Here is a 26,291-nt window from a genome sequence, read left to right as displayed (position 1 = left end):
CAGTGGATAAATCGGATTCCAGTTGTTTTGCTTCTTTTGAACGAGGCAGGATGCACGGACATCGGTTTTATCGACTGCTTTTTGATGTTCTTAAAGTATAGTAGGGATACAGTCCTGCACAACGTGAAGCTTCTACATCTATCAAGGGGTCCCCTCCATGTCCGTATGTGAAGAAATACTCATTTTGCTGCATCACTCACATGTTTATTCATCCATCCATTCACCTGCGGAAGTCACACCTGTAATGAGATTCATCTGAAGATCCCGATTCCCGTCAACGGTTAGCAGTCTGAGTGTACGGGCGGGGCGATCCAATCGGAGCACACGTCCGGTATAAGAAACGTCATCATGTTCGTGGAACAGCGTGATCGTAACGCGGTCGCCAAGCACCATGGAGTTGCTCAGCAAACGGGACATTTCATCTGCCGCTTGGGCATCCAGGGAGGGACGCGTGCGGGGAGCTAGCTGCTCCTGATGAAGAATGTATGCCTCCCGATGTTCGGGAAGCATCATGCGTGAGGATTCAAAAAGTCCGTTTTGTTGCAATTTTTTACTCATCTATAGTGACCTCCAATTTTATGAGAACGATCCTGCGCCTGAGCGGACGAGCACAGGGATGAGGCACGCATGATGGCGGTATCTCCGAACTTGCGCTTGATATCATCCGTGGCTCGCTCCAGTTCTCTCTTGCGTTCACGGTCGTCAAACCAGGACAGTTGTACTTCTGAATCGGGTACAAGTCCGCTCAGCGACACATGGATGCGCCTTATGGGTAATCCGTCCCAATGGCGCAGAAACAGAGCTGCCGCCGCATCATATACTTCATCTGTGATGTTGGTCGGTTCATTCACCTTCATCTGACGGGAAAAACCGGTTGGCCGGTCGTAATCCTGTCCGCGACACCCGACCGAAACGACATGCCCCATGAGTGATTTGTCCCGGGAACGTCGGCTGACTAGTTCCGCGAGCTCCAGCAACACCACCTTAATCTCTTCCCAAGTCTCGTAATCCCGTGGTAGCGTCATCTGATGTCCGATCCCCTGCTGCTGGTGTGTGTATGTTCCGGGTTTTACCGGAGAATCATCTATACCACGGGCGATACGCCATAACACTTCACCATTTACACCCCAGCGCTCCTTGAGCCGGGATAGCGGTGTATTCGCCAAATCACCAATCGTATGAACGCCCATTTTGTAGAGATGCTGTGCCATGCGTGAACCAACCATGAACATATCGCGTACAGGTTTTTCCCAGATCGTGGAGGGCATATCCTTTCTTGGCAGCGTATAGATGCCTCCTGGGACTTTTTTGGCATACAGGTCACAGGCCATTTTGCTGACAACTTTGGTATCGCTGATGCCTATTCGAATGTAAACGCCTGTTTCATCCATCACCTTGGACTGAATGCTGCGTGCAATTGTTTCGGGACTGCCGAACAGATCGAGGCTTCCCGTGACATCGAGAAATTGCTCGTCGATGCTGTAGGGTTCCACCAGATCAGTATAGGACTGAAGAATACTTGTAATATGAAGAGATACGCGGATGTATTCGGCCATTCTTGGGCGAATAACGACAACATCTGGACATTTGGCAAGCGCCTCTCCCAGTCGTTCTGCGGTTGTAATACCGTAGGACTTGGCGAGAGGACACGCCGCCAGAATGATACCTGAACGCCTCGCCGGGTCACCAGCTACAACGAGGGGGCGATCCCTGTACTCAGGATGTGCAGACTTCTCCACACTGGCGTAAAATGACTGGCAGTCTGCCAGCATGATGACACGTCTGTCTTGGCGGGGCATGATGTTTCCTCTCCTTATCTGCAATTCTTGATGTTGCTCCTGTCGTCTGATCCTTGCAGAGAGCTGTTCATTTACAGTTTATTTACAGTATGGAACAAGTGTTCTTGTTTTATAAGCATAAAGGACAATTCAAAATGCGGCAACCGGAATTATTTTGCAAATTGGACACAATTATACGCTGGGCAGGCTAGGTGCGAGAAATAGGAAATAAGATGTGCTTTTTTACATTTAATGTGAGAGATCTATGACCTCCGGGTGATGACCGCTAGTTCATTTTGATTTTTGTAAAAGTGTCGTTCATGGATAGAGTCCTAGATAGGGGGACTGATGTCCTTTTTTCATTTTCAGTACTTTTCAGAAAACCTTGATAGGACGCGGATTTTCAGTGATGCGTTATCGGACTATAGTATCAATTTTGTAATCTTTATGGTTAATACTGTAAAAAACGCGAAACTTTAAAATGTTACTCGCGTTTAATGAGGTATATGTTTTTCGGGGGAAGAGTGCCTGCATCCGCGTTGCACATAACAATATTACGTGAAGATGTGCAGGATAAGCAGGACGTTCATCTGTGCTTTTCGGCAGATCACGAATGTAAAAAGACCGCAAACGGAATTGTTGCCTTGGTGTGCTGGCGGGTGGCTCAACGGTCTGAGTATGGGCAGAACGTTCCATATCATGTTTGCTTCCATCAGCCTAGTTACAATGCGGAGGCTTAGCGCTATAGTGAGAACTACACCGCTGACATCTCTACCAAGCGGACATCCGAAGCGGAATGATCGTATGTTTCCTGCATGGGTTTGTGCGGTGCATGAACCTAATCTATGGGGAAGCAGGATGCATACTAGAGAGGTGAGCAATCAGAAGTCATGAGCAGACAACGACGAAGACGCTGGTTACTGACAGCTTTGACAGGCGCCTTGGTGGTGACTGGCGGAATACTTGCCGGATGGCATTACATGCAGCCAAAGCTTGTTACGTATACAGCGGAGAACGGCACGGAAATGAAATTCAAGACCGATGGAGACCGGTTCATGCAATACGGGCCGGATGGAACGTGGAAGGAAATGTTCGTTAAAGGGGTGAACCTGGGGGCCACTTCGCCGGGACATTACCCGGGAGAGTTTCCGCTCACCGAGGAGGATTACCTGCGCTGGTTCGAGCAGATTCAGGATTTGGGCGCGAATGTGATTCGGGTCTATACCGTCCACCAGCCGATTTTTTACTCCGCACTGGTCGATTATAATCGCGGCCGGGAGCAGCCGCTATATTTTATACAAGGCATATGGTCACCCGAGGAGGAATTGATTGAAAAGCAGGATGCCTACGCCGATCATATTGAACAGAGGTTCAAGCAGGAGATAGAAAAGGCGGTATCTGCCGTGTACGGCGATGCGGACATTCCTGCCAAGAACGGAGAGTCCAGCGGTAAATACAGAACCAATGCCGGAAAATACTTGATGGCTTGGCATGTAGGTACCGAGTGGGACCCGGGGATGGTGGACAACACCAATAAGGTGCATGCGGATGTGCCGCAGTACAAAGGTGTTCACTTTTCCGGGAGTGCAGCAGCATCACCGTTTGAAAATTGGTTAGCAGAGCTGCTGGACTACACGGCGGTTCAGGAGAAAAAGTATGGATGGGAACATCCGATGACGTTTACCAACTGGGTTACAACCGATGTGCTGGATCATCCGGGCGAGCCGCTCTATGAGGAGGATATGGTCAGTGTAGATGCACGGCATATTCAGCCGGAAGCATGGGATGGGGGTTATTTTGCTGCCTATCACGTGTACCCGTATTACCCGGATCTGTTTCACATAGATAAGACACTGCAAACCATCAAGAATGAAAAAGGCGAGTACAACACGTACAAAAGCTATCTGCAAAAACTAAAAGCCGAGTTTTCCGATATGCCTGTAATGATTACAGAGTATGGTGTGCCGTCCTCACTGGGGATATCTCATCTGGGCATGGGTGGACGAAATCAAGGCGGGCATAACGAGGTACAGCAGGGAGACATCGATGCTTCGCTTACGCAGGATATCTATGATGAAGGCTATGCAGGAGCGATTCTGTTCATGTGGCAGGATGAGTGGTTCAAAAAAACCTGGAACACGATGCCGCTTGAAATTCCGGCAGATCGCCGGGCATACTGGCTAAACGTGTTAACCAACGAGAAGATGTTTGGTCTGCTGGCCATGGACCCAGGGAAACAGGAACAGCTGACGATAGATGGCAAGCTGGATGATTGGGACAAGCTGAAAGATGAAGAAGTTACGGTCTGGCAGGGACAGGTGAATGGTATTCAGGAGATGAAAATGACCCATGATGAAGCTTATCTTTATGTGGGCTTGACGCTGAATCAGCCATTTGACCCGGAGAAGACTGTGCTTCGCATTGGAACAGATACCCTTACCGGAGGCAGTCAACCAAGCAACATGTTGTCAGGCAAAACGTTAAGTGATGGACTGGAAACGGTCATTACACTAGGCAAGGATAACGAGTCCCAGGTACAGATTGCCAAGGATTATGATTTCAACCAGCGTCTGTATGGCAAGGACGGATATAACATGATCCCAGACGAGCAATTGAAGTCAGCCGATCCGTTCCATCCGTGGGAACTGGCTGTCAGTCTGAAGATGACCCCGCCGGATACCCGCTCAGCGCATCCATTCATGGCGGAGAACGTGGGAATGTTAAAGCGAGGCACGACAGCTCCAGGACAGGCAGACAGTGATTCGTTAACAGCCTGGCAGTATAACGGCAATCAGGTGGAGATGCGAATTCCGTGGATGCTTCTTGGCTTCGGTGATCCGAGCTCCTTGCAGGCGATTGAATACGGACCGCTGAAAAACGGCCGGGAGTTTTCTACGACTACCGTTGAAGGTATCACGCTGGTTCCGTGGTTGACGGATCGTTCCACGAAGCAGGTATCCTGGCCTGGGGGCGAGCAATCAACGCTGGATTTGAAAACTTTACCCGTCTACAGCTGGAAACCTTGGGAGCAGGTAGAATATAGCGAAAGACTTAAGTTAAGCTATGAAAAAATGCGGCAGAGCTACGAAAAAATGCCTAGTTTTCAGATCGAATAAATCAGCATAGAACATCATAAGCGAGTATAAAAGGAGGACTTTTTCACATGTTCCAGAGTTTGGCTTTGGCCTATTGGTTTTTGATTGCCTGTATCGCACTTGTGATTGTGGGCGTCATCGTGCTGTTTGCCATGAAAATGTCCCACAATGGCAAACGACGCAAAACCGCTTTGTATGAAATGAAGCAACGAGACTATTTCACGTATTTGCAGACCGCATTGACGGAAAACCGTCCGCTCAAATTGCCGCCAGGCAAGCTGGCTCCGCTGGAACGCCGGGTTATTCAGGACAAGCTGATTGAATGGATTGACCAGTTCAAGGGAGAGTATCGTGACAAGCTGATTGAACTGTGCCGCGAGGCCGGATTCGTTGAGCATGACCTGAAAGAGCTGGGACGTCTGCGTTATGGACGTCAGATTGATGCAGCATATCGTCTCGGAGGCATGCGTTGTCCCGAAGCGGTTCCGGGGTTAATGGAACTTCTCAAGGATGAAAAGCCGGGACCGATGGCCATTATGATTGGACGTTCGATTGCAAGATGTACGACCCGGCATGGGGAATTGAAAGATATGCTTACCGTGCTTTTAACGAAAGGTAAATCGATTCATCATCTCGCAGCAGATATCTTACTCGAAGCAAATCTGGATACAAGTCGTGTACTGATCGAATTGCTAGAGGATCGTAACCCTGATTTTGTCAAAGTAGGACTTGTGGCCATGTGGGGACAAGCGGTGCCAGAAGTGATGCCTGCCCTCGACAGACTTGTCGGAGCAGAGCATCAGGATGTACGGGCGGAAGCAGTGAAACTGTATCTCAGTGCAAGCCCGGCGCTCAAGGATGAGACGATTCTGAAGCTGATTCAGGATTCGGACCCGGAAGTCCGTGCCGAAGTGGTACAGGCACTTGGCTCGAAGCATGCATCAGGCAGCATTCCGCTGCTGCGCAAGGCACTTCGCGATGAAGACTGGAGAGTTCGGTACAACAGTGCGGAAAGCCTAAGCAAACTGGGCGAACCGGGATTCGAGGCTTTGTGTCAGGCAGCGGTACAAGGAACGGGTGCGGAGCGCGAGATTGCGATGCAGCAGATTGAGAGTACGATGCAGCATTCGGGAACCGACCACAAGGCGGTAGAGCAGATGATTGCACATAACAAAAAAAGACTGCTGTACGAACGTTATTTTGGCCCGGTTCGCGGCAGCGAAAACCGTACAACCAAAAAACGCACAGGCGTTGCAACAGTAGGAGGGGATTACACTGCTTAGAGATTTATTACTCATCTACGGTATGGTCGCCATCTATTATGTGGTGTTTGTTAATACGCTTTATTTTTCCATACTGGCCTTATCATTTCGTAACATCTGGACGATCTTCCGGAGGTCACATTACTCCAAGTACAACACGTTATCCGGCTCGGAACTGGTACCTTCGGTATCCCTGCTGGTGCCTGCGTACAACGAGGAACTGACGATTATTGAAAATGTAAACTGCCTCATGACACTGAACTATCCAACGTATGAAGTCATTGTCATTAATGATGGTTCGAACGACTCCACCTTGAAGGTGTTATTGGAAGAATACCGGCTGAAGCCGGTGCCGAATACGCAGATTCGCGGAAAAATCTCTTGTCAGAAGATTCGTGGCATCTATCATAACCCGGACTTCCCGGATCTGTATGTGATTGACAAGGAAAATGGCGGCAAGGCTGATTCCCTCAATGCAGGCATTAACTTGTCCCACTATCCGTTGATTTCTTCCATTGATGCCGATTCGCTTCTGGAGAAAGACGCTTTGATCCGTATGGCACGCATGTATATGGAGAATCCGGAAGAGACCGTTGCGATTGGTGGGGATGTCCGGATTGCCAACGGCTGCAAAATCGAAAACGGTGCGGTACAGGACGTATCCTTGCCACGCAAGATTTGGCCGATGTTCCAATCTATCGAATATTTAAAAGCTTTCCTCGGCGGACGGATCGGCTGGAGTCATATGAACGGTCTGATCATCGTCTCCGGCGCATTCGGCATGTTCCGTAAGGATGCTGTGATTGCCGTAGGTGGATACCGCGACGGTTATCCGGGTGAGGACATGAACATCATTATCAAGCTTCACCGCTATATGCTCGAAAATAAACTCAAATACCGCGTTGCCTTCTGTCCTGAAGCGGTGTGCTGGACACAGGCACCGGATTCTTACCGCATTTTGTCCAGCCAGCGCAAACGCTGGGGACGCGGGAATCTGAAAAACATGCTGGAAAATCGGGGTATGTTATTCAATCCGAAATATAAGGTCATGGGGTTAATCACCATGCCATATAACGTTATTTTTGAAGCACTGAATCCGTACTTCCGTATTACCGGACTGATCGCTCTGGCTGGATACGTGCTTCTGGACATGACCCAGTGGCCGATCCTCGTTTTGTTTGGCTTGCTGAACTTGGTGAGCGGATATCTGCTGAGTGTAGGGGCGTTGATTCTGGAGGAGATTGCATTCAAACGGTATAACAAGCTGTCCGATCTGGTCAAAATGCTTGTCTACTCCGCCCTGAAATTTGTGGGGTATCATCAGCTCGGCGTGCTGTGGAGATTGCAGGGACACATTCAGTTTTTGCAAAACAACAATTCCTGGGGCACCATGACCCGCCAAAGCTGGTCTGAGGAATCCAAGGAAACGAGCAAAGCGGCTTAATTGTAACAACATTATAGAAGGGTGGAAAAGAACATGCCAAATACGGCGACATTGCAGCGTGAGGCTGCCGTTGATGTGTACCGCAATGTAGAACAGGGATTGAAGGAAACGGGTGCCGAAGCTTGTGGCTTAATGTTCATTCACTGTGCAGGTCAGGTTCAGCCGGAGCAGCAGGTCAGGACACATCTGGAGCAGGCAGGATATACGTCGTTCCAGGTATGGCAGGATAGTCATACAAAGGCGATTGCTGTGCTGCTTCCAGGGCTTACGCTTGATGAGGTTCACTATGAAGGACTTCGCATCAAGCATGAGTTGCAAGAGCGTGCTCCCGGCGCTGATCCGCAGATTACACTGGCCAGTTTCCCGCCAGGGGAGCGCCCTTCGAAGGCAACGATTCAGCATATGGCCGAATCTTCGAAGCTTGTGGATTCATCGGAAATTCATATCTATACGCTGGAACATACGGCGGATGACCCCGAACGGATTTTGATCGTGGATAATGATCCGACGGTTCGAGAATTTTTGCAGCTGCGTTTAAAAATGCAAGGATACGAAACCTACGAGGCGGTGGATGGACTCGCCGCACTCGACCTGATCGAGAAAGTGACACCTGACCTCGTGCTGACCGAGCTGAATCTGTACGGCATCGATGGGCTTCCATTCATTCACCATATCCAGAAGTTGGAGGTGGAGCAACCACCGAAAATCGTCGTGTTGACCGAACAGCGGGTGGAGCAGACGATCAGCCAATGTTTCAGCAGCGGGGTAGACGATTATATGACCAAGCCGTTCTCTCCTGTGGAGCTGGACGCCCGGATCAGACGCTGCCTGCACTAACAAATAAGCAGAATTACAGTCACAACGCTTAAATACAACCACATCTATATGATCTGAACTAATTTTTTACACATTAACAGCGATCAGAAGGTTATTCTGTCATCGAAGTGTCCGTGTAAATCCCCTTAGTTCAGCTCATATAAGCAACATCAAATATATTGCGCGGAGGGAATATCATGGAGAATCAACAATTTCACACTTTACTGAACGCGATCGAAAATAAAGAAGCAGTACTGGGCGTTGTCGGCCTCGGTTACGTCGGCCTTCCCCTTGCGGTGGAGATGGTCAACCAAGGGTTTACCGTCATTGGCATCGACCTGGATGCTTCCAAAGTCGACAGCATCTACAATGGGGATTCCTATATTCACGATATTTCGTCCGACGAATTGAAAAAAGTGATGCAAAGCGGCCGTTTCCAGCCAACAACAGACTACAGCATGCTGCGTGTCATTGATGCACTGAGTATTTGCGTACCAACGCCGCTCAGCGAAAATCAGGACCCGGATACCTCTTACATCGAGACGGTTGTGGATCAGATTAAACTGCATATGAAACCAGGCATGCTGATCACATTGGAAAGTACGACGTACCCAGGTACAACGGAAGAGCTGATCCAGCAGGAGCTGGACAAAATCGGACATGAGGCGGGCAAAGACTATTTCCTGTGCTTCTCGCCTGAACGAGTGGACCCATCCAACGGTCGTTTCACTACGTTTAATACACCGAAGGTCATTGGCGGTACAACCGAAGCTTGCCTGAAGCTTGGCACAGCGCTGTACAGCAAATATGTAGAGACTGTAGTTCCGGTATCTTCACCTAAAGTAGCGGAAATGTCCAAACTACTGGAAAACACATTCCGCAGTGTCAACATTGCCTTCGTGAATGAAATGGCGATGATGTGTGACCGCATGGGCATCGATATTTGGGAGGTTATTGACGCGGCTGCGACAAAACCGTTTGGCTTTATGCCATTCTATCCAGGTCCGGGTATCGGCGGACACTGCATCCCGCTCGACCCGATGTATCTGTCGTGGAAGGCCAAAGGATTCCGTTTTTATAGTAAATTTATTGAACTGGCGCAATCCACCAATGACAATATGCCGTACTATGTACTGAATAAAACGTCAACGATCCTGAATGAATACGCGAAGTCTGTTCGCAAATCGAACATTCTCCTGCTCGGCATGTCGTACAAACCGAATATTGCCGATCTGCGTGAATCACCGGGACTGGAAGTATACGAGCTGTTCAAGGAAAGCGGCGCAAACGTTAACTATTACGACCCGCATGCAGAATCATTCAAGGACAAACACGGCGAAACGGTACACAGCCAATCCTTTAACCTGGAGCAGTTCAAAACGTATGATTGCATCGTGCTGATCACCAACCACAGCGACTTGCCTTATTATGATATTGCGGAACTGGGTGTACCTATTCTGGATACACGTAATGCATTCCGCACGTACAATCATTCACACATTTACAAGATCGGTCACTCGGTACAACATCCTGTGTTTGCACCAAGTGAAGCGGTTCTCGTCTGAGGCGACTGATGAGAATACAGGGCAAGTGGGCAGGTAAGGCTAAATGGGCTATTGTGGCTGTGGTGTTCTGCCTGCTGCTCCTGTCCTGGCTGTTCAAATGGTTTTCGCATGAGGAACACAAGGCAACCTGGCTGTGGGATACGTCAATCATCATCAAGCAGACACCTGAGATTATCGCGTTCTCCAAGGAACAGGGCGTGGATACCATTTTCCTGCAAGTTCAGGATGAGGTGCCCGATGCGGCTTATCGCAAGTTCATTGCGGCTGCGAGCAATGCCGAGATCGAAGTGCACGCGCTGAATGGTCATGCCGACTGGGCTTACCGCGAGAACCGCGCAGAAGGACTTGCTTTTATAGAACGAGTTCGGGCATACAATTCTTCTTCTGCGAAGAATGAACGCTTTGAAGGCATTCAGCTCGATGTCGAGCCGTACCAGTTAAAACGCTGGGAGAACGAGGAGAGCAGTGTCATTGCCGAGTGGCAGAACAATATGGAGGTCTGGACGGAAGCTGGAAAGGCTGCAGGACTGTATATGAGCGCAGCGATTCCATTCTGGCTGGATGCCCGTCAGTCGGCTGGAGGCAAGGAAACGTTCAGTCGCTGGGTCATCTCCCGTTTCGATGCGGTTGCGATTATGGCTTATCGGGACAGCGGGCAGCAGATGTACGATCTGTCCAAGGAAGAGTTGGCTGAAGCGGATGATCTGGGCAAGAAGGTCTGGATTGGAGCAGAACTCGCGGACACACACGAGGGAGATCACCTGACCTTTTTCCGCAAACCCATCAGCAATATGGACGAAGAGATGCAGAAGGTGTTTGAACTCGGTGCCTCACATTCATCGTTTGCAGGTGTGGCTGTGCATCATTATGAGGCCTGGTATGCCAAGCAAAACGGGATTCCGCTGGCCCGCAAGACGGAGGAATCGAAAGAGGAGTCGCCCGGGAAGACTGATTGAGCAGATGCACAGATGAGGTGTATATAATAGATTGTGAGAAATTATAAAATGATGAAAGCTTTCTCTCCTGAGTGCGAGGAGTTAGATCCTCGCACTCAGGAGTTTTTTAAATGTAACAATTAATATGTATTAATGACATTTCAAATTATATTGTTTACAAACAAACCCAAAAAGTTAATTCGGACTACTTCAATCTCTAAGCATCTAGTCCAATTTCGTCATTCCAATATTGTTGTTACTAAATCGAAGATAATTTGTATGGACAGGACATAGGTCAAAAGTAAGGATTCGAGTTCTCTTTAAAAGTGTTAATCAAGACTTGAGGCCTGAATTGAGTGATTGTAAAGATGTATTACGATTATATTATTTGTGGAGTATTAAAACTAATTATATAATTATATCCAAATAGTATATTAATAGTATTATTATACTATTTACATGTAAATCACTATTGTAATATTATTCCTATATCGACATCGGCCGAAGTTCGAAATATAATTAATTTGGAGATAATAATGAAAAAAACAAAATTACTAACTAGCTTCTTGTTTCTAATGATTCTATCTATTTTTTCTATTGGCATGGCTAGTGCAGAAACAACTACATATGCCGAACAACAAAGTGTTGAATCTCGAGCTTCAGATTTCAAAAGTAATAATACAGTTATTACAGAACAAAAAGATGAATCAGTAGGGATATTTGCAATACCGGATGAGTATTATCCAGGAACATCAACTCCTATTCGTGTTGGGGATGTACTAGTAACCAACAGCACCAGTTCAAAAGGTTTGACAGGGCATGCTGGCATTGTAACGGATGCTGGGGGAAGTGTTGTATCAATCAGTGGTTACCGCAAGCCACTAGAGAAAATCTCAATTTCTGAATGGAAAAGTAGGAACCAAAACACAAAAATTATGCGCTACACAAGTTCAGGAGTAGCTAGCAAAGCTGGTGCATGGGCTGCTTCCTATCAAAAAAATTATGTAGGTGTGGTAGAATACGGATTGATAAACACAATTGGATCTTACGAGAAAGAAACGTACTGCTCTAAAATAGTTTGGGATGCTTATTATTTTGGTGGGGGGGTATCCGTTGATGGACATGGGCCATTTTGGAGTGGTATTTATGGACCGTACCATTTCTTAAATGAAAAAGGTTTCACATTGGCGGGTTCTTGGGGAAGTAATTTCTAATACTTTAAATGTTACTTGTATTCACATTAAAGCTCCCTTTTTTGGGGGCTTTAATGTGAATTGTTTCTAGTTTCACTCTTATGATGCGGAGGGATTTAAATGACCAAAAAAGTGAAAATCAGTTTACTTTCTATACTTGCCATTGTTGTAATTCTATCAGGATGGGGCTACTTAAGTTTATTTGGTAATCCGATCAAAATGAATGATGCTGAAGAGAAAGTGAGGGCCTACTTAATTCAACAAAAAGGGTATACACCTGAGGAAATTATAGATACAACGGGGAACTATTCCTTTACAAGCTCAGAGGCTCCTTACGGTGCTTCCGTAACATTCGCTGATGATCCTAATAATAAGTATCATTACATCATTTTCAAGGACGGGCACATTGAGCAGTACAGTTATTCGGGCGATAATCCTAAACATCTGGAGTCTCCGATTAGATAAAAGCGTCCCAACTGGTGCAACTTGTTCCCCGTTTGGGTAACATTCTATCTTTCTGAACCAGGTGTAGCGTAAGTTACTCTTTACTCACTTGTATCGTTTTCGTCTGCGAGTCATAAGAAACGTTAATGTCGTAGACCGAAACGACATCTTTTAGCGGAAAATAAATGCGATTTTGAATCAGAAGAACAGGGCTATTCATCCGAAATGACTCACCATCGTGCTGGAACGTTTCACTTCCAACCTTGAACTCTAATTCTGGAGTAGGAATTGCAAAGTCTTCATTGAGGACCTTAAACGTTTTGGTTTCGGATTGAAAGGATAAAGCTTTGGAATTAATTTGGAACGGAAGGCAGTTCACGAATCCGTCGAGATCAACGTAGGTATGCCCTTTAATAATCAGACCTGTAAATGATTTTTCACCCAGCACATTGGATTGGATGTTCACAGTTGATCCGGAAGCGGGGGAAGAGGCAGCGTTTACGGAGGAACCAAAACCAGCCATAGCAAGAGTTAGTATGCTCACAACTAAAAGCTTGGAAATACGCATGATTAATCACTCCTTTGATATATTCATTAGAATTAACGTAACAACAGGTACATAAGTTACATATGTTGGGAGTAAGTTTTTAGGAAGTGCAAGATGAGATTTTTCGTACATAACTTGTGTTATATGAAAAAACACTTCGACTCGTCAGAGGCAGCAGAAGCTGAATCTATCTCTTCTAATTATAGAAAACCTGAATAAGGCAAGTCCCGATCGCTGAGCGAGGGACTTGCCTTATTCAGGATATTTTAGTGCATGGAAACAGGAAATCGCTCCGTTAGCTCGCCGGTTCTCTTAACCAACTCAACTAATCTAATCACTCTTCAGTTCGGTTGCCGTTGTTCGATAACGGTTGGGAGGCAGGCCGACTTGCTTTTTAAAAGCTTTGGAGAACGAAAATAAATCCGGGTAACCCACGGAATGAGCCACTTCCGTTAAGCTGAGCTTGGTCTGCACGAGCAGAAGCTTGGCCTGCTTCATTTTGAGCTGCTGAATATACTGAACAGGAGACAAGCCGTAGGCTTTGCGAAACTGCTTGGCGAAGTGGGTTCGATCCACCCCTGCATGCGCAGACACACCTTCCACTGATATCCCGCCTGCAAAATGAAGTTCAATGTACTCTTTCCCTTTTTGAAGCCAGGGGGTGGCAACATCCGGTTGCAAGTCTTTGGTCGCCGGAGAGCGCGCAATGCGGTCGAAAAGGCTGAGAAACCGGATCAGTCGCCCCAAGTCACTGGCAGTGTCCTGCGTTTTGCGAACATCCTCCATAAATGACCGCATACTGCTAGCTGTCTCGGGTGTGAGCACACCTGAACGATACGGGTTGTCAGGACTTAATCCAATGCGAGAAAGCAGTTCAGCCGCATATGCTCCGTCAAAGGCAATAAAGATTTTTTGCAAAGCATGGTCGGGATCTGTCCAGTACTCATGCGTCACATGCGGAAACAGACAGAAGGCATCTCGGGCCCTCAGGGGGTACTGCTGTCCGTTCTGAATAAATGTACCTTCCCCCTCCAACACAAATAACAAGTAATGATAAGGCGTAGTCCGAGGACCTATATGATAATTGCTTTTAGCAATGTTACGACCAATGCGTAACGGCCATGCACCGCTGGCTTTCTCGAATTCAGACGGAGTGAAAAATAGAATATCCAAAAACTCGTGGTGGTCCTCCTTCATGCGTTCAAGCTCGGTCATCAGGAACACCTCTTTAATAATTAAGTATCGTTGATATCATCTAAAAGATTTATTTATAACCTATTATACAGGTGGGTTTTATATAAATTCAAGATCGGGTAAACATGAATTCGAAAAACGACCACAAAATGACAAAAATAAATTGCCGCGAAATGACATTGATCACAGACAAATCAATTGATATGATGTCCATACCTATTAAACCAAGTTAATTAATCGGTATTTGGATGTATACTTTACAAAATAATTAGAAATTAGGCCCACTTTAAAAATAGGGTTTAACGAGTGAGAACGTAGTGGAGGGGACGAAATCGATTCTGAAGAAACGTAGTGTTCGCCTTTATCTCCGGATTTTCCCTTTGGAAAAGGGAATCAAAAAAATCTGGAGATAACAGCGATCGAAAGAACGATTCGTACCCGGAACGGCCATGTTGCAGAGCACCGATCTTATTTTTAACATGAGACTTTATTTATCCATAGAAGGGAATGACGATGGTGAGCGAACAGCAAGAGATGAAATTTGGATGGTTTTTACCAACGGCTGGAGATGGGAAGTATGTAGGTGTAGAGCCGGAACGTGAGCCAAGTCTGGATTATCTGGTGCAGGTGGCACAGACGGCGGAAACGGCCGGATTCGAATTCGTACTGATTCCGACAGGGGGAGCCTGTCTGGACGCATGGGTGGTCGGCTCGGCGGTAATGAGTCACACCAAGACATTGCGTCCCCTTGTAGCGATTCGCCCGGGTCTGGTGACACCCGTACTCGCGGCTCGCATGGGTGCGGCACTGGATCAGCTCTCTGGCGGTCGTGCCATGATTAACGTAGTTACGGGCAGCTCGGTTCGAGATCTGGAAGAGCTCGGTGATCCGCTGGCACATGCGCATGATGAACGGTATGTTCGCGCAAGCGAGTATATGGAAGTCATGAAGCGTTCGTGGACGCAGTCGACAGGCTTGAATCTGACGGAATTCGCCGGAAGCGGCGCACAATCAGGTGCAGATGCATCCAGCGAACCAAATCCTGAATTCAACGGTCAATATTACAACTTCAAAGGCCCGGTAGGCATGCCGGAGACAGTACAGAAGCCATACCCTCCATTCTATCTTGGAGGAAGTTCTCCGATTGCGAAGCGAGTGGCAGTTGAACATGCGGATACCTTCCTGATGTGGGGGGAGCCGCATGACTGGATTCAGGAACAGATCGAAGAGATCGAGGTTATTCGCGAGCAGGTGAAAGAGGAGACGGGACAAGATCGTCAGCTCCGTTATGGTATGCGTGCACAGGTGCTCATTCGGGATACGGAAGAAGAGGCGTGGGCAGCGGCATGGGAGATCATCAGCAAAGTGCCGCCGGAAGCGATTGAAAAGGCCAAAGCTGCTTTCGCCGAAACGGATGCCACCAATCAGCGCAGACAGAATGAACTCCGGGAACTGTCCGAGAAGCAGCAATTTGTAGTTGGGCCGAACCTGTGGACGGGTTTGTCGGTGGTGCGTTCCGGGGGGGCTATCCTCATCGTGGGTACAGCGGAGCAGGTTGCAGAACGGTTGATGGAATACGGAGACCTGGGCGTAACGACTTTCATTCTGTCCGGCTATCCGCACCTGGAAGAAGCCGAAATCTTCGGCAAGACCGTGATGCCCATCATCCGCGAAAAATGGAAAACAAGACAGGAACAGCATTCAGTTACTACCAACTAAGGAGGTCGTCTTTCATGAAAAAAAATAAAAAAATGATTCTGCCGCTTGTCAGTATGCTGGTGATGTCCATCCTGCTGTCCGCTTGCGGCGGTGGAAATAACGCATCATCCGGAGAGAACGGTTCCTCAGGTTCAGGCAAAGTGACCATTAGCTTCATGCACTGGCGCGGCGAGGATTCCGAAGCATTCAACAAAACGATTGACGCGTTTGAAAAAGAAAATCCGAACATCCATGTGGAGATGCAGACGCTGCCTTCGGATCAGTACCAATCCACCGTGCAATCCAAAATCAGTGACGGCTCTACGGGCGATGTGTTTGCATCTTTCCCGGGCGCCCAGTTCCAAGCATTCAGCAAAGCCGGATTATTCACGGATCTGACCGGATCATCCTTCCTGTCGGCGTACAATCCCAAACTGATCGAAGCAGGGCAGAAGGATGGCAAGCAATATGCGATTCCATACCAGCTTGTATATAACGACCCGATCTATAATGTGAAACTGTTTGAAAAGTATGGCCTGACCCCACCGAAGGATTGGGAAGGGTTTCTCGCTCTTTGCCAGAAGCTGAAAGACAATGGCATCATTCCGATTGCCTTTGCCGGAGCGGACATTGGTCCGGGTCAATTTATGAATACGATGGTGATGAACAATGCACCGAGTGACGACATTTTTACCAAAGTTGAAGCAGGCGAAGCCAAACTGACAGATGAGTTCTGGGTGAAAACGTTGACGCAAATCAAGGAACTGAACGATAAAGGATACTTCCAGCAAAATGCACTGGGTACGAAAGACCCGGCAGCAGGAGCACTGTTTATCCAAGAGAAAGCAGCGATGCTTGCAAGTGGATCGTATCAACTTGCTCAGAACAAACAACAAAATCCGAATCTGGAGCAAAAATTACTTGCGCCGATTACGGTAAGTGCCGATCAGGCGAAATATGAGGGAGTGCACACCACCACATTCATGCTTGCGGTAAACAGCAAATCGAAACACCCGGAAGAAGCGAAGAAATTCCTTGAATTCCTGAGCAAACCGGATGTAGCTGGCGCATACGCCAACCAGACAGGACAGAATGTAACGGTAAATGACGTGAAGTATGATACACCTGAGCTTCAGGTTGCCGGAGAATGGGCGAACAAAAAGACCGTGTTCCAGCCACGGTTTACCATCCTGAACGGAGACAACCAGAAGGCGGTAACCAATTCCATTCAGGCTGTACTGAGCGGCACTTCACCAGAAGAGGCCGCACAGCAAGCACAAGCAATCATTGATCAGCATATCGGGAAATAAACGATGAAAAACCGTATTCAGCTATCCCTGTTTCTGTTACCCGGATTGCTGCTGTACGTTGGATTGTTCGTATTTCCTACATTGACGGGGCTGTTCTACTCCTTTACGGATTGGGACGGGGTATCCCCGTCGTATGCATTTGTAGGGCTGGATAATTACAAGGACAGTCTCAGCAGCATCGTATTTCGCAAAGCCTTCGGCAATAACGTGGAGTTTATGTTAACCGTTGTCATCGCACAAACTTTTATTTCACTTGTTCTAGCCCTGCTGCTGGTACGCAATACCAAGACAAAAGTGGTACTTCGGGCGCTGTATTTCCTACCAGCGATTCTGTCGTCGGTATCCGTTGGTCTGATCTGGGCGTTCATGTATGACCCGTCCATTGGACTGATCAATTATGGGTTAAACGAGGCGGGTATGAGTAGCATCGCTCGTAACTGGATCGGTGATCCGAAGATTGCGATTTTCTCTATCGCTGCGGTGCAGGTTTGGGCTCACGCAGGACAGATGATGATTGTGTTCATCGCAGGTCTGCAAGGCATTCCAGCAGAACTGTACGAAGCGGCACGTATGGACGGCGGGAGCAAATGGCAGGTATTCCGCACCGTGACCTGGCCGCTGCTGGCTCCATCGGCAACGATTGTGGTAGCCTATACGACCATCCAGTCGTTTAAGGCCTTTGATCTTATTTTCACAATGACGGACGGAGGTCCGAACTATGCCACTGAAATTTTGACCACATATATCTATCATACAGCCTTTGGCAGCTACTCGTTTGGTCTGGCATCTGCAGGTTCGATGATCTTCCTGGTGCTGCTCGCGCTACTGACGTTATTACAGTTCAAAGCACTACGTGCCGACCGGGTGAGCTATTAACGGATGGATGATTACTTCTTTTCGTGAGACCATGGTTGAAAATCGAGAGCTGTGTTCGGAGAATATGAATTAGTTGATATTAATGTTGATGTTGAATGCAGAGATTCGTTATAAGTGTGAGGTTGAGAGGAAGGAGGGATTTTATATGGTTTTAAAATGGTTCAATCGACTAATTCTGTTTGTGTACGCACTGCTGATCCTTGTACCGCTGTATTTCGTATTTGTATCTTCGTTCAAAACAAGCAGCAACTTCTTCACCAGTCCGTTCAGCTGGCCGGACCCGTTTACGTGGGATAATGTGACGGGGTTGTTCCGTAATCAGCCGATGTGGCAATATTTCGGGAACAGTATGATTGTAACACTGGGAACAGTGGCGATTGAGCTGCTACTCAGTAGCATGATTGCTTATGCCATTGTCCGCTGGGGTGGTAGCGTAGGCAAAATTGTGTTTGCCCTATTTGTAGCAGGTTTGATCGTGCCGTCTCAGGTCAGCATGTTGCCGATCTATTCCCTTACACGTACGCTCGGCTGGTCGGATAGTCTGACTGGCTTGATTATCGTATCCGCTGCGATGTTGATGCCTGTTTCCGTGTTCATGCTGACGGGTTTCATGCGTATGTTAAATTCAGAAATTTTGGAAGCAGGTAGTATGGATGGGGCAAACGAGTGGAGACTCTTTACCCGGATTGCTCTGCCTCTGGCGGCACCTTCACTGGCAGCAACCGCAACGTTCCTGCTGGTGATGGTCTGGAATGACTTGCTTATTCCGATGCTTATGCTCACTAGCAAGTCCAAACTGACCTTGCCACTTGCCCTGATGCAATTCCGCGGGGAGTACGTGACGAATTACCCGATGATGCTGACTGGTGTCCTAGTGACAGCGATCCCGATGATTGTGCTGTTCCTGCTGCTTCAACGTTATTTTGTCGCAGGTCTGACTGCAGGTTCCCTTAAAGGCTGAGGGACGAGAAGACGACTGAAAGATCATTCGCAAAATCGAGTTCGTTTTATATTTGTTGTAAATTGGCGTCACCTCGTATTTTGCATTGATTTCTGGTTCATTCTGCATAATAATGGTTTAGTGTCAGAATGACTACATAGAGATCAAGGGAGCTATAATCTGATGAGTAAATTGGAAGTGTTGCGGAACCCCAAGCAGCGCAAGCTGCTGTTCAGTGCCGGTATGAGCTGGCTGTTTGATGCGATGGAGGTCGGCATGATCTCCTTTATCGTAGCTGCACTCGCGAAGGAGTGGAGTCTTAGTCCCGGACAAGTTGGGGTGCTTACAAGTATCAACTCTATCGGGATGGCACTGGGTGCCTTGCTTGCAGGTGCTCTTGCAGACCGTTTTGGACGAAAAGCGATTCTAATGTGGACGTTGCTGATCTTTACCATTGCAAGCGGTCTATCAGCACTCGCTACTGGTTTTGCGGTCTTGTGCGCACTGCGTCTCGTTGCAGGGATTGGCCTTGGTGGCGAGTTGCCCGTAGCATCTACGCTGGTATCGGAATCGATGCCTACAGCGGAACGTGGACGTGCGGTTGTGTTATTGGAAAGCTTCTGGGCAGGGGGCTGGATTGTATCGGCGCTGATTGCCAATTTTGTCATCCCTGAGTATGGGTGGAGAATTGCATTTGCCATCGGAGCACTTCCGGCGTTCTACGCGCTGTATTTACGTCGTGCCATCCAAGATCCTCCGCGGTACAAGAATCACACGAAATTGCATAAAACCACGTTCCGCGAGAAGGTTGCGACCGTCTGGTCTGCACCGCATCGCCGGACCACATTAATGCTATGGATTTTGTGGTTTACTGTTATTTTCTCGTATTATGGCATGTTCTTGTGGTTGCCTTCGGTTGTGATGGCGAAAGGTTTTACATTGGTCAAAAGTTTCCAGTATGTGCTGATCATGACGATTGCACAACTACCAGGTTATTTTACTGCTGCGTATTTCATTGAACGATTTGGCCGGAAGTTTGTACTGGTCGTTTACCTTACTTTGACTGCGTTCAGTGCGATTGCCTTTGGACTGGCTACAACCGAAGCGACTATTTTGGCCGCCGGAATCTGCTTATCGTTCTTCAACCTTGGAGCCTGGGGCGGATTGTACGCATACAGCCCTGAATTGTATCCGACTTCGGTTCGTTCCACAGGCGTTGGACTAGCTACATCGGTTGGTCGGATCGGCGGCGTACTTGCACCATTTATGGTAGGTATGCTTGTTCAGCGGGCGGTTCCGATCAGCCTGATTTTCACGATTTTCTTCGTGACCATTCTCATTGGAGCAGCTGCCGTGCTATTCTGGGGTCGGGAAACGAAAGGGCAGGAACTCGCCGAATAATCGTTACAAAATTTTAGCGCAACTTTTGTGGGGGTCTGTTTGCCTACGAAAATGGCGGCTGGACAAGCGGAACAAGGTTGATATAAGAAGAGGTATGACCCTGATACGACCATGGGCTCATGCCTCTTTTTGATATGTGCAGGACTCATTTTTTCATGCTCCATCGGTCCGATAGACGTGTTATTTTCGATATCCTATAATGACACTCGGGATGTCCATCCGAGAGGATTCAGGGGGAAGCCGTATAACTGGATTCAGAAAAATGGAGGGTTAATGAAATGACGAATAAGAATAGATTTGAGATGGATCAGACGTTGGTAATGAATGTATTGCGAGAAAAGAATCAAATGAATACAGAAAGTATCAAGGAAATAAATTCAGAAGGTATCATTGATGAGAAGATAAAATGGAATGAAAAGCATATGGCGAATGAAGAGCATAGCGTGTACGAAATGGTACGAATAGATGATGCCGCCGGGGTGAATGTGATTTATGGCTATACCGAGAGCATTAAAGAGAGTGGGATGCACAGCGGTTACACGGGAAGCGATGTGATTGAGCTAGCTCCTATCACCGTCAGTCGTAAAGTCACCCATCGCAGGGGGAGAAAGACGAACAAAAGAGCAGGCCGATTCAGTATGCTTCTTGGTGCCTGTGCCATGACGCTGGGACTTACCGTTGCCGCGCCTTCGGCTGGGGCACAAAAATTGGAGCAAGGCATTCGCAGTGAACATGTGGTGCAATTGCAAGAGCAGCTGAACGAGTTAGGATATTTTGACGCTGGAGTGACAGGTTATTATGGTACGATTACCAAGAGCGCCGTTCGCGAGTTCCAACAAGCGCAGGGACTAAGCGCCGATGGTGTAGCAGGGCCTGTGACGCTGAACAGGCTAAACCAAAAAGTCAAAGCCGAAGGTGAAACGCTGCGTCAACTGGCGAAGCTGATCCATGGGGAAGCGCGTGGGGAATCTTTTGAAGGACAAGTTGCTGTAGGAGCAGTTGTCTTAAACCGGGTACAATCGGGAGAGTTCCCGTCATCGATCTCCGAAGTCATTTTCCAGAAAGGCCAGTTCACAGCGGTAGACGATGGTCAATTTAATCTGAAGCCAACTGCAACCTCGTTCAAGGCTGCACGCCAAGCTCTCAACGGTGTCGACCCAACGCATGGCGCGCTATTTTATTACAATCCGAAAATTGCCACGTCCGAGTGGAGCAAGAGCAGACCGACACTGCTGACGATTGGGCAGCATGATTTTACGAGATAAGTTTACTGGATAAGGTGGGCTTGTATGAAGTGGCTGATTAGGTGATAGATAGGGCAATAGTAGATTTTTGATACAACAAGGGACTCTGGCTGTACACTGCTCATCTGCAGGTATTTGTTCGGGGTCCATTTCAGCGAAGTGTTCACTTCGCTTTTTTTGTGTTACCTATCTTGAGAAGGTATGTTTTATCGTATATAGTGAGAATGGTTCTCGATATTCATCGTGAAAGAGGGGTTCTCCTATGTTACATCAATTCCAATTAACAGATGTTCATCAATATATGGATCATTTATCTGAAGGTATGGATAGCCAGTTGTCTTTGAGAGGGTGGGAGCAGCAATTAAAGCTGCCGGAAAGGTTGGGTCATGGATCTATTATGCGTATGATGATCCGACCAGGTATGGAGGTACTCATTGAAAACCTCGTATTACGGGAGAATCTGAAGCTACGCATTGATCAGGATTGTCAGGTTTTGGGTCTTGCCTATCGGCTAAGCGGAGAAGGATATTGTGAATGGAACAGTACACCTACCACGACATCCGATTCTCCGGGACATACGGTATTTTTTACAGATCGTACGAAGGTATATATAGAGACAAGCGCTGTGACTAAGAGCTATGGGGTAAAAGTGAGACTCGATCCCAAGGTATTAGTTGACTATTTCGAGACACCAACGGAACACAGCAGGCTGGAACGGATGATTCAACACTATCGAAATACCATTCGCCATCATCGCTTGAATCCAATGACCCAAAAGATCGTATATGAAATGCTGGCATGCAGCTATACAGGAGCAATGAAGCGTTTATTCATAGAAAGTAAGACGTTGGAGCTGATTCTGCTATTCATGAACGAGCAGGAAGAGTGGAATTCACCTGATAGGACCATCCCGATTCAGAGCAGAAATGATCTGGAGAAGTTACATCTGGCTCGGCAAGTGATTGTAAACCATTTGGAACAACCTCTCTCCATTCAGGCATTATCCAAAACCGTTGGGCTAAGCACGACGAAGCTGAAGAAAGGTTTCCGTGAATTGTTCGGCATGACGATCTTCGACCTGGTGCGTGATCAACGTCTCCAAAAAGCGGCCTGGCTACTTGAAACCAATCAGATGAAGGTATGTGAGGCTTCGGTATCAGTGGGTTATAGCAACCCTAGTAATTTTGCTTCAGCCTTTCGAAAAAAATATAACTGTAATCCGAGCGAATTTATACAACAAACTCGACACAAGCAGAATGAAAGCTTTTCTTGAAAAAGCAAAATGAAGACCTCCAGCCCACTTCACTCGTGGTTTTGGAGGTCTTTTCGTTCCCATTTAGCGAATCTCCATTTTTCAGGTTCAGTCCGCTGCAGGTGAATAAAAATCCCCAGCAGGTAGAAAGCTCCTCCCTTGACATGTGATAATCATTCTCATTGGAAAACAAAATCAGGGAGGACATACAAGATGAGATTTAAGGTTGGTTCAACCATCATGGTATTGATCAGTACGTTGGTGTTGTTGGCTGGTTGTGCATCCAGTTCCAATGAGAAGACAGCAACAGACGAGAGTACGACAGGTTCATCGGATGAGGTTCGGACGTTCACGCATCCGCTGGGAACATTGGAGTTGAAAGGTACGCCCAAACGAATCGTCACACTGGATTTTAATTATACGGAGGATTTGCTCGCTTTAGGCATTCAACCCGTGGGTGTAGCCGATATTGCTTCCAAAACAGGGTTCAATACGATTGTTAACATTGAGCCGGCACTTGGTCCAACCGTAACGGATGTGGGTGGCCGTCAGGAGCCGAATCTCGAAAAGATTGCGGAATTAAAACCAGACCTAATCCTTACCAATGTATATTTTGCGAAAAAGAATTATGGAATGTTACAGGACATTGCTCCCACCATGGTATTTGATCCCTATCCGCCCGAAGGAAAGGATCAGTATGAAGAGATGATCGAGACGTTTCGAACGATTGCGGACATGGTGGGTCGGAAGGAAGAAGCCGAACAGCAGCTTAAAGCGTTGCAGACCGTATATGATGAGGCCGAAGTAAAATTGAAAGATGCAGGAATAGAGGGCAAGGAAATTGTACTTGCGCAGTTAATGCCGGGCCAATCCGGACCAACGATCATGCTTTTTACAGACAATTCGCAGGGCGTAAATATTTTAGAGAAGATCGGTTTGAACAATGTTTACGATTCAGGGAAATTCGAACAACTGGGTGGGACAGCGACAAATGTTGAAGCTCTAACGGATCTGCAACAGGCAGAATTTATTTATATTAATACGGATTCAAGTGGTGGATTGGAGAGACAGCTTCAGGAGAATGCCTTGTGGAAAGGGCTGGAATTTGTCAAGCAAAATCGTGTGTATCCATTAGACAGACAGATTTGGGGATACGGCGGGCCAATCAGTGCCAAATTGCTTGTGCAAGAAACGGTGAAAGCACTTATGAAGCAATGAGAAGATATCTTTTCAACTTATTAGCAGGTAGGCAGGGCGTGAAGACATTTGGGATTGTACTGGGCTGTATCCTGTTTTTGCTCTTGATGCTTATGATCAATCTCTCACAGGGACAAGTAAACATGGGGTTGTCTGATGTTATGCAAGCCTTCTTGTATGGACAGGGAACAGCATCCGATCAGATGATCTGGCAATTTCGTCTTCCCAGAACGGTTGCGGGTCTGCTTTGTGGAGCGGCGCTGGCTGTAGCAGGTGCTTTGTTACAAACGGTTCTTCGTAATCCTCTCGCTTCGGCGGGCACGTTAGGCATCAATGCTGGCGCTTACTTTGCAGTGGTTGTTGGAACAATAGCATTTCCTGCGTTTATCTCGCGTTTTCCGCTGGTGTTTGCTCTTGCAGGAGGATTTGGAGCCGTATTTGTGGTCTATGTTTTGGCAGGAGGTTCCCGTTCAACGCCCATTCGTGTTGTGTTAGCAGGTATGATTGTCACCTTGTTGTTGTCTTCCTTTACGAGCGTAGCTCAAATTCTTTTTTTGGAAGATGCCAAGAGTCTATTTGCGTGGGGGTCAGGATCACTTGCTCAAAATAATTGGAACGGGGTTCAGGCAACTTGGCCCTGGATTATTTTGGCTTTGGCGTTCGTTGTTTCATTTATGAAATCACTGGATCTGCTAGGGTTTGGCGAGGAATCTGCGGCTTCATTGGGCCAGCGGGTTCTACAAACCAAACTAATGATGTTTGTCATCGCAGTTCTACTGGCAACGGTCAGTGTGAGCCTGGCAGGACCGATCGGTTTTGTAGGTCTGCTTGCTCCTCATATGATCCGGCTTATGGGAATCAGGAAACACCACATCCTTCTGCCAGCAAGTGCCGTGTTGGGGGCTGGCATTTTACTCGGTGCCGACGCTCTGACATATCCGTTTCAGGCCACATACGGGAATCTTCCGGTTGGAGCTGTAACGGCAGCCATCGGTGGGCCATGGTTGATATGGATGATTATGCGCATGAGAAAATCCAAAGCTGGAGGGCATGCAACGCATTCCAAAACAGGAATGTCCGGGAGGACTATCCAAACTAAAATCGCTTTCCCATTACTTTGTACGATACTGGGAGTACTGCTGTTCCTGCTTTTACTCTATGGAATCATGCGCACAGGCGGTATGGCGTTATCTGCAAAGCAGCTGTGGCTTGCCATTTTTGGATATGGAGATGAGCAATTGCGGCATATTGTATGGAACTTGCGTTTACCACGACTAACCGCCGCTCTGTTTGGCGGAGCAGCTCTTGCCGTCGCCGGACTGCTGATCCAAGGCGCCGTTCGTAATCCGCTGGCTGATCCCTCTGTCATTGGTGTAACGTCAGGTGCGGGTAGCGGCGTTTTGACGATATTGGTGATTTGGCCTTATGCACCCGGGTGGGTGCTGACGATCTTTGCTTTTATAGGGGCTGTAATCGCGGCCATGATTGTCTTCGGCATTGCTTGGAGAAGTGGATTCAACCCCGGAATACTGATCTTGGGAGGCATCAGTGTTACTGCCGTAGGCACGGCTCTGATTCAGTTCCTTGTTTTGAAAACAACGAGTTTTTCCGCAGCTTTAATCTGGTTGGCAGGCAGCACGTATGCGCGAGGGTGGTCGGATGCCATTCCCCTTGTGCTGGCTAGTTTCTTATTATTACCGATAGCATGGTGGCTTGGTAAACGTGTAGAACTATTGGCTTTCGATGATGGGGTTGCGTTGGGGCTTGGACTGCATGTCCAGCGGTCCAGATTAATCGCTGCCGCGATAGGTGTAACTCTGGCTTCAACGGTTGTGGCTACCGTAGGGACCATTGGATTTGTGGGATTGCTAGCGCCACATGCGGCAAGGCTTTTAACGGGTCAACAGCATCGAAAGATGGTCGTTCTCGCTGCAATCATTGGAGCGATCCTTTTGACAGCGGCAGATATTTCTGGCCGGCTGATTGCATTACCCAAAGAAATTCCATCCGGGTTGATGGTGGCTCTGATTGGCTCTCCCTATCTGTTATATCTCTTGTATCAAAGTGGAAAAGGACGAATGATCTAACCCTGCTTCCGCG

At 47.6% G+C, this 26,291-nt stretch carries 21 protein-coding genes; 17 read left to right on the top strand and 4 right to left on the bottom strand.

The window, feature by feature from the left end; all coding sequences use genetic code 11:
* Positions 1–204: 204 nt before the first annotated feature.
* Both FS818_RS11480 and FS818_RS11475 read right to left on the bottom strand, forming a co-directional pair.
* The gene (locus tag FS818_RS11480; protein ID WP_145331899.1) at positions 205–558 is read right to left on the bottom strand and encodes a YolD-like family protein; all 354 of its coding nucleotides are present in this window, start codon (positions 556–558) and stop codon (positions 205–207) included.
* Positions 555–1,799, bottom strand: coding sequence for a DNA polymerase IV (locus FS818_RS11475; RefSeq protein WP_145331898.1), 1,245 nt, complete (start codon positions 1,797–1,799; stop codon positions 555–557). Before FS818_RS11475 ends, FS818_RS11480 begins: the two co-directional genes overlap by 4 nt.
* Positions 1,800–2,668: 869 nt before the next feature.
* Here FS818_RS11475 and FS818_RS11470 point away from each other — a divergent pair.
* The 8 genes from FS818_RS11470 (at position 2,669) to FS818_RS11435 (ending at position 12,553) form a co-directional block, all read left to right on the top strand.
* Positions 2,669–4,894, top strand: coding sequence for a hypothetical protein (locus tag FS818_RS11470; protein WP_145331897.1), 2,226 nt, complete (start codon positions 2,669–2,671; stop codon positions 4,892–4,894).
* Between the two features lie 47 nt (positions 4,895–4,941).
* Positions 4,942–6,156, top strand: a complete 1,215-nt coding sequence (locus FS818_RS11465; RefSeq protein WP_145331896.1) for a HEAT repeat domain-containing protein — start codon at positions 4,942–4,944, stop codon at positions 6,154–6,156.
* Between the two features lie 22 nt (positions 6,157–6,178).
* Positions 6,179–7,579: a glycosyltransferase family 2 protein gene (locus FS818_RS11460; RefSeq protein WP_186375465.1), complete on the top strand. Its 1,401-nt coding sequence runs from the start codon at positions 6,179–6,181 to the stop codon at positions 7,577–7,579.
* 33 nt (positions 7,580–7,612) lie between these two features.
* Positions 7,613–8,416: a response regulator transcription factor gene (locus FS818_RS11455; RefSeq protein WP_145331895.1), complete on the top strand. Its 804-nt coding sequence runs from the start codon at positions 7,613–7,615 to the stop codon at positions 8,414–8,416.
* A gap of 176 nt (positions 8,417–8,592) precedes the next feature.
* Positions 8,593–9,960 (top strand): nucleotide sugar dehydrogenase, encoded by a 1,368-nt coding sequence (locus FS818_RS11450; RefSeq protein WP_145331894.1) that lies wholly within the window; start codon positions 8,593–8,595, stop codon positions 9,958–9,960.
* Positions 9,961–9,968: 8 nt separating this feature from the next.
* Positions 9,969–10,916, top strand: coding sequence for a hypothetical protein (locus FS818_RS11445; RefSeq protein ID WP_145331893.1), 948 nt, complete (start codon positions 9,969–9,971; stop codon positions 10,914–10,916).
* A gap of 515 nt (positions 10,917–11,431) precedes the next feature.
* Entirely contained in the window at positions 11,432–12,109 is a 678-nt protein-coding gene (locus FS818_RS11440) for a YiiX/YebB-like N1pC/P60 family cysteine hydrolase (protein ID WP_145331892.1), read from the top strand.
* A 99-nt stretch (positions 12,110–12,208) separates the two neighbouring features.
* Positions 12,209–12,553, top strand: a complete 345-nt coding sequence (locus FS818_RS11435; protein WP_145331891.1) for a DUF3139 domain-containing protein — start codon at positions 12,209–12,211, stop codon at positions 12,551–12,553.
* Between the two features lie 73 nt (positions 12,554–12,626).
* Here FS818_RS11435 and FS818_RS11430 read toward each other — a convergent pair whose 3' ends face one another.
* Both FS818_RS11430 and FS818_RS11425 read right to left on the bottom strand, forming a co-directional pair.
* Positions 12,627–13,100: a stalk domain-containing protein gene (locus tag FS818_RS11430; protein ID WP_145331890.1), complete on the bottom strand. Its 474-nt coding sequence runs from the start codon at positions 13,098–13,100 to the stop codon at positions 12,627–12,629.
* A 309-nt stretch (positions 13,101–13,409) separates the two neighbouring features.
* Complete coding sequence (locus FS818_RS11425) at positions 13,410–14,294, bottom strand: helix-turn-helix transcriptional regulator (protein ID WP_145331889.1); 885 nt, start codon at positions 14,292–14,294, stop codon at positions 13,410–13,412.
* Between the two features lie 492 nt (positions 14,295–14,786).
* Between FS818_RS11425 and FS818_RS11420 the strand changes: the two genes are divergently transcribed.
* The 9 genes from FS818_RS11420 to FS818_RS11380 all read left to right on the top strand — a co-directional run bounded on the left by FS818_RS11420 (position 14,787) and on the right by FS818_RS11380 (position 26,278).
* Positions 14,787–15,992, top strand: coding sequence for an LLM class flavin-dependent oxidoreductase (locus FS818_RS11420; RefSeq protein ID WP_397351738.1), 1,206 nt, complete (start codon positions 14,787–14,789; stop codon positions 15,990–15,992).
* A gap of 14 nt (positions 15,993–16,006) precedes the next feature.
* The gene (locus FS818_RS11415; protein ID WP_145331887.1) at positions 16,007–17,281 is read left to right on the top strand and encodes an ABC transporter substrate-binding protein; all 1,275 of its coding nucleotides are present in this window, start codon (positions 16,007–16,009) and stop codon (positions 17,279–17,281) included.
* Between the two features lie 3 nt (positions 17,282–17,284).
* Positions 17,285–18,157, top strand: coding sequence for a carbohydrate ABC transporter permease (locus FS818_RS11410; RefSeq protein WP_186375464.1), 873 nt, complete (start codon positions 17,285–17,287; stop codon positions 18,155–18,157).
* 145 nt (positions 18,158–18,302) lie between these two features.
* Positions 18,303–19,118: a carbohydrate ABC transporter permease gene (locus FS818_RS11405; RefSeq protein ID WP_145331886.1), complete on the top strand. Its 816-nt coding sequence runs from the start codon at positions 18,303–18,305 to the stop codon at positions 19,116–19,118.
* A 162-nt stretch (positions 19,119–19,280) separates the two neighbouring features.
* A complete protein-coding gene (locus tag FS818_RS11400; RefSeq protein ID WP_145331885.1) occupies positions 19,281–20,498 on the top strand; it encodes an MFS transporter in 1,218 nt (405 codons plus the stop codon).
* A 278-nt stretch (positions 20,499–20,776) separates the two neighbouring features.
* Positions 20,777–21,763: a cell wall hydrolase gene (locus FS818_RS29260; RefSeq protein ID WP_260989831.1), complete on the top strand. Its 987-nt coding sequence runs from the start codon at positions 20,777–20,779 to the stop codon at positions 21,761–21,763.
* A 241-nt stretch (positions 21,764–22,004) separates the two neighbouring features.
* Entirely contained in the window at positions 22,005–23,015 is a 1,011-nt protein-coding gene (locus FS818_RS11390; RefSeq protein WP_145331884.1) for a helix-turn-helix transcriptional regulator, read from the top strand.
* A gap of 192 nt (positions 23,016–23,207) precedes the next feature.
* The gene (locus FS818_RS11385) at positions 23,208–24,212 is read left to right on the top strand and encodes an ABC transporter substrate-binding protein (protein ID WP_260989830.1); all 1,005 of its coding nucleotides are present in this window, start codon (positions 23,208–23,210) and stop codon (positions 24,210–24,212) included.
* A gap of 38 nt (positions 24,213–24,250) precedes the next feature.
* Positions 24,251–26,278, top strand: a complete 2,028-nt coding sequence (locus tag FS818_RS11380) for an iron ABC transporter permease (RefSeq protein WP_186375463.1) — start codon at positions 24,251–24,253, stop codon at positions 26,276–26,278.
* Positions 26,279–26,291 lie beyond the last annotated feature (13 nt).

Source organism: Paenibacillus xylanexedens, assembly GCF_007680605.1.
Classification (GTDB): domain Bacteria; phylum Bacillota; class Bacilli; order Paenibacillales; family Paenibacillaceae; genus Paenibacillus; species Paenibacillus xylanexedens_B.
The sequence above is the reverse complement of the archived record's forward strand: the minus strand, read 5'-3'. Positions and strand labels throughout refer to the sequence as shown.

Bases quoted from the DNA above. Each gene is read 5' to 3' on its own strand.
- FS818_RS11480 (WP_145331899.1), bottom strand. From the start codon at position 558: ATGAGTAAAAAATTGCAACAAAACGGACTTTTTGAATCCTCACGCATG.
- FS818_RS11475 (WP_145331898.1), bottom strand. From the start codon at position 1,799: ATGCCCCGCCAAGACAGACGTGTCATCATGCTGGCAGACTGCCAGTCA.
- FS818_RS11470 (WP_145331897.1), top strand. From the start codon at position 2,669: ATGAGCAGACAACGACGAAGACGCTGGTTACTGACAGCTTTGACAGGC.
- FS818_RS11465 (WP_145331896.1), top strand. From the start codon at position 4,942: ATGTTCCAGAGTTTGGCTTTGGCCTATTGGTTTTTGATTGCCTGTATC.
- FS818_RS11460 (WP_186375465.1), top strand. From the start codon at position 6,179: ATGGTCGCCATCTATTATGTGGTGTTTGTTAATACGCTTTATTTTTCC.
- FS818_RS11455 (WP_145331895.1), top strand. From the start codon at position 7,613: ATGCCAAATACGGCGACATTGCAGCGTGAGGCTGCCGTTGATGTGTAC.
- FS818_RS11450 (WP_145331894.1), top strand. From the start codon at position 8,593: ATGGAGAATCAACAATTTCACACTTTACTGAACGCGATCGAAAATAAA.
- FS818_RS11445 (WP_145331893.1), top strand. From the start codon at position 9,969: ATGAGAATACAGGGCAAGTGGGCAGGTAAGGCTAAATGGGCTATTGTG.
- FS818_RS11440 (WP_145331892.1), top strand. From the start codon at position 11,432: ATGAAAAAAACAAAATTACTAACTAGCTTCTTGTTTCTAATGATTCTA.
- FS818_RS11435 (WP_145331891.1), top strand. From the start codon at position 12,209: ATGACCAAAAAAGTGAAAATCAGTTTACTTTCTATACTTGCCATTGTT.
- FS818_RS11430 (WP_145331890.1), bottom strand. From the start codon at position 13,100: ATGCGTATTTCCAAGCTTTTAGTTGTGAGCATACTAACTCTTGCTATG.
- FS818_RS11425 (WP_145331889.1), bottom strand. From the start codon at position 14,294: ATGACCGAGCTTGAACGCATGAAGGAGGACCACCACGAGTTTTTGGAT.
- FS818_RS11420 (WP_397351738.1), top strand. From the start codon at position 14,787: ATGGTGAGCGAACAGCAAGAGATGAAATTTGGATGGTTTTTACCAACG.
- FS818_RS11415 (WP_145331887.1), top strand. From the start codon at position 16,007: ATGAAAAAAAATAAAAAAATGATTCTGCCGCTTGTCAGTATGCTGGTG.
- FS818_RS11410 (WP_186375464.1), top strand. From the start codon at position 17,285: ATGAAAAACCGTATTCAGCTATCCCTGTTTCTGTTACCCGGATTGCTG.
- FS818_RS11405 (WP_145331886.1), top strand. From the start codon at position 18,303: ATGGTTTTAAAATGGTTCAATCGACTAATTCTGTTTGTGTACGCACTG.
- FS818_RS11400 (WP_145331885.1), top strand. From the start codon at position 19,281: ATGAGTAAATTGGAAGTGTTGCGGAACCCCAAGCAGCGCAAGCTGCTG.
- FS818_RS29260 (WP_260989831.1), top strand. From the start codon at position 20,777: ATGACGAATAAGAATAGATTTGAGATGGATCAGACGTTGGTAATGAAT.
- FS818_RS11390 (WP_145331884.1), top strand. From the start codon at position 22,005: ATGTTACATCAATTCCAATTAACAGATGTTCATCAATATATGGATCAT.
- FS818_RS11385 (WP_260989830.1), top strand. From the start codon at position 23,208: ATGAGATTTAAGGTTGGTTCAACCATCATGGTATTGATCAGTACGTTG.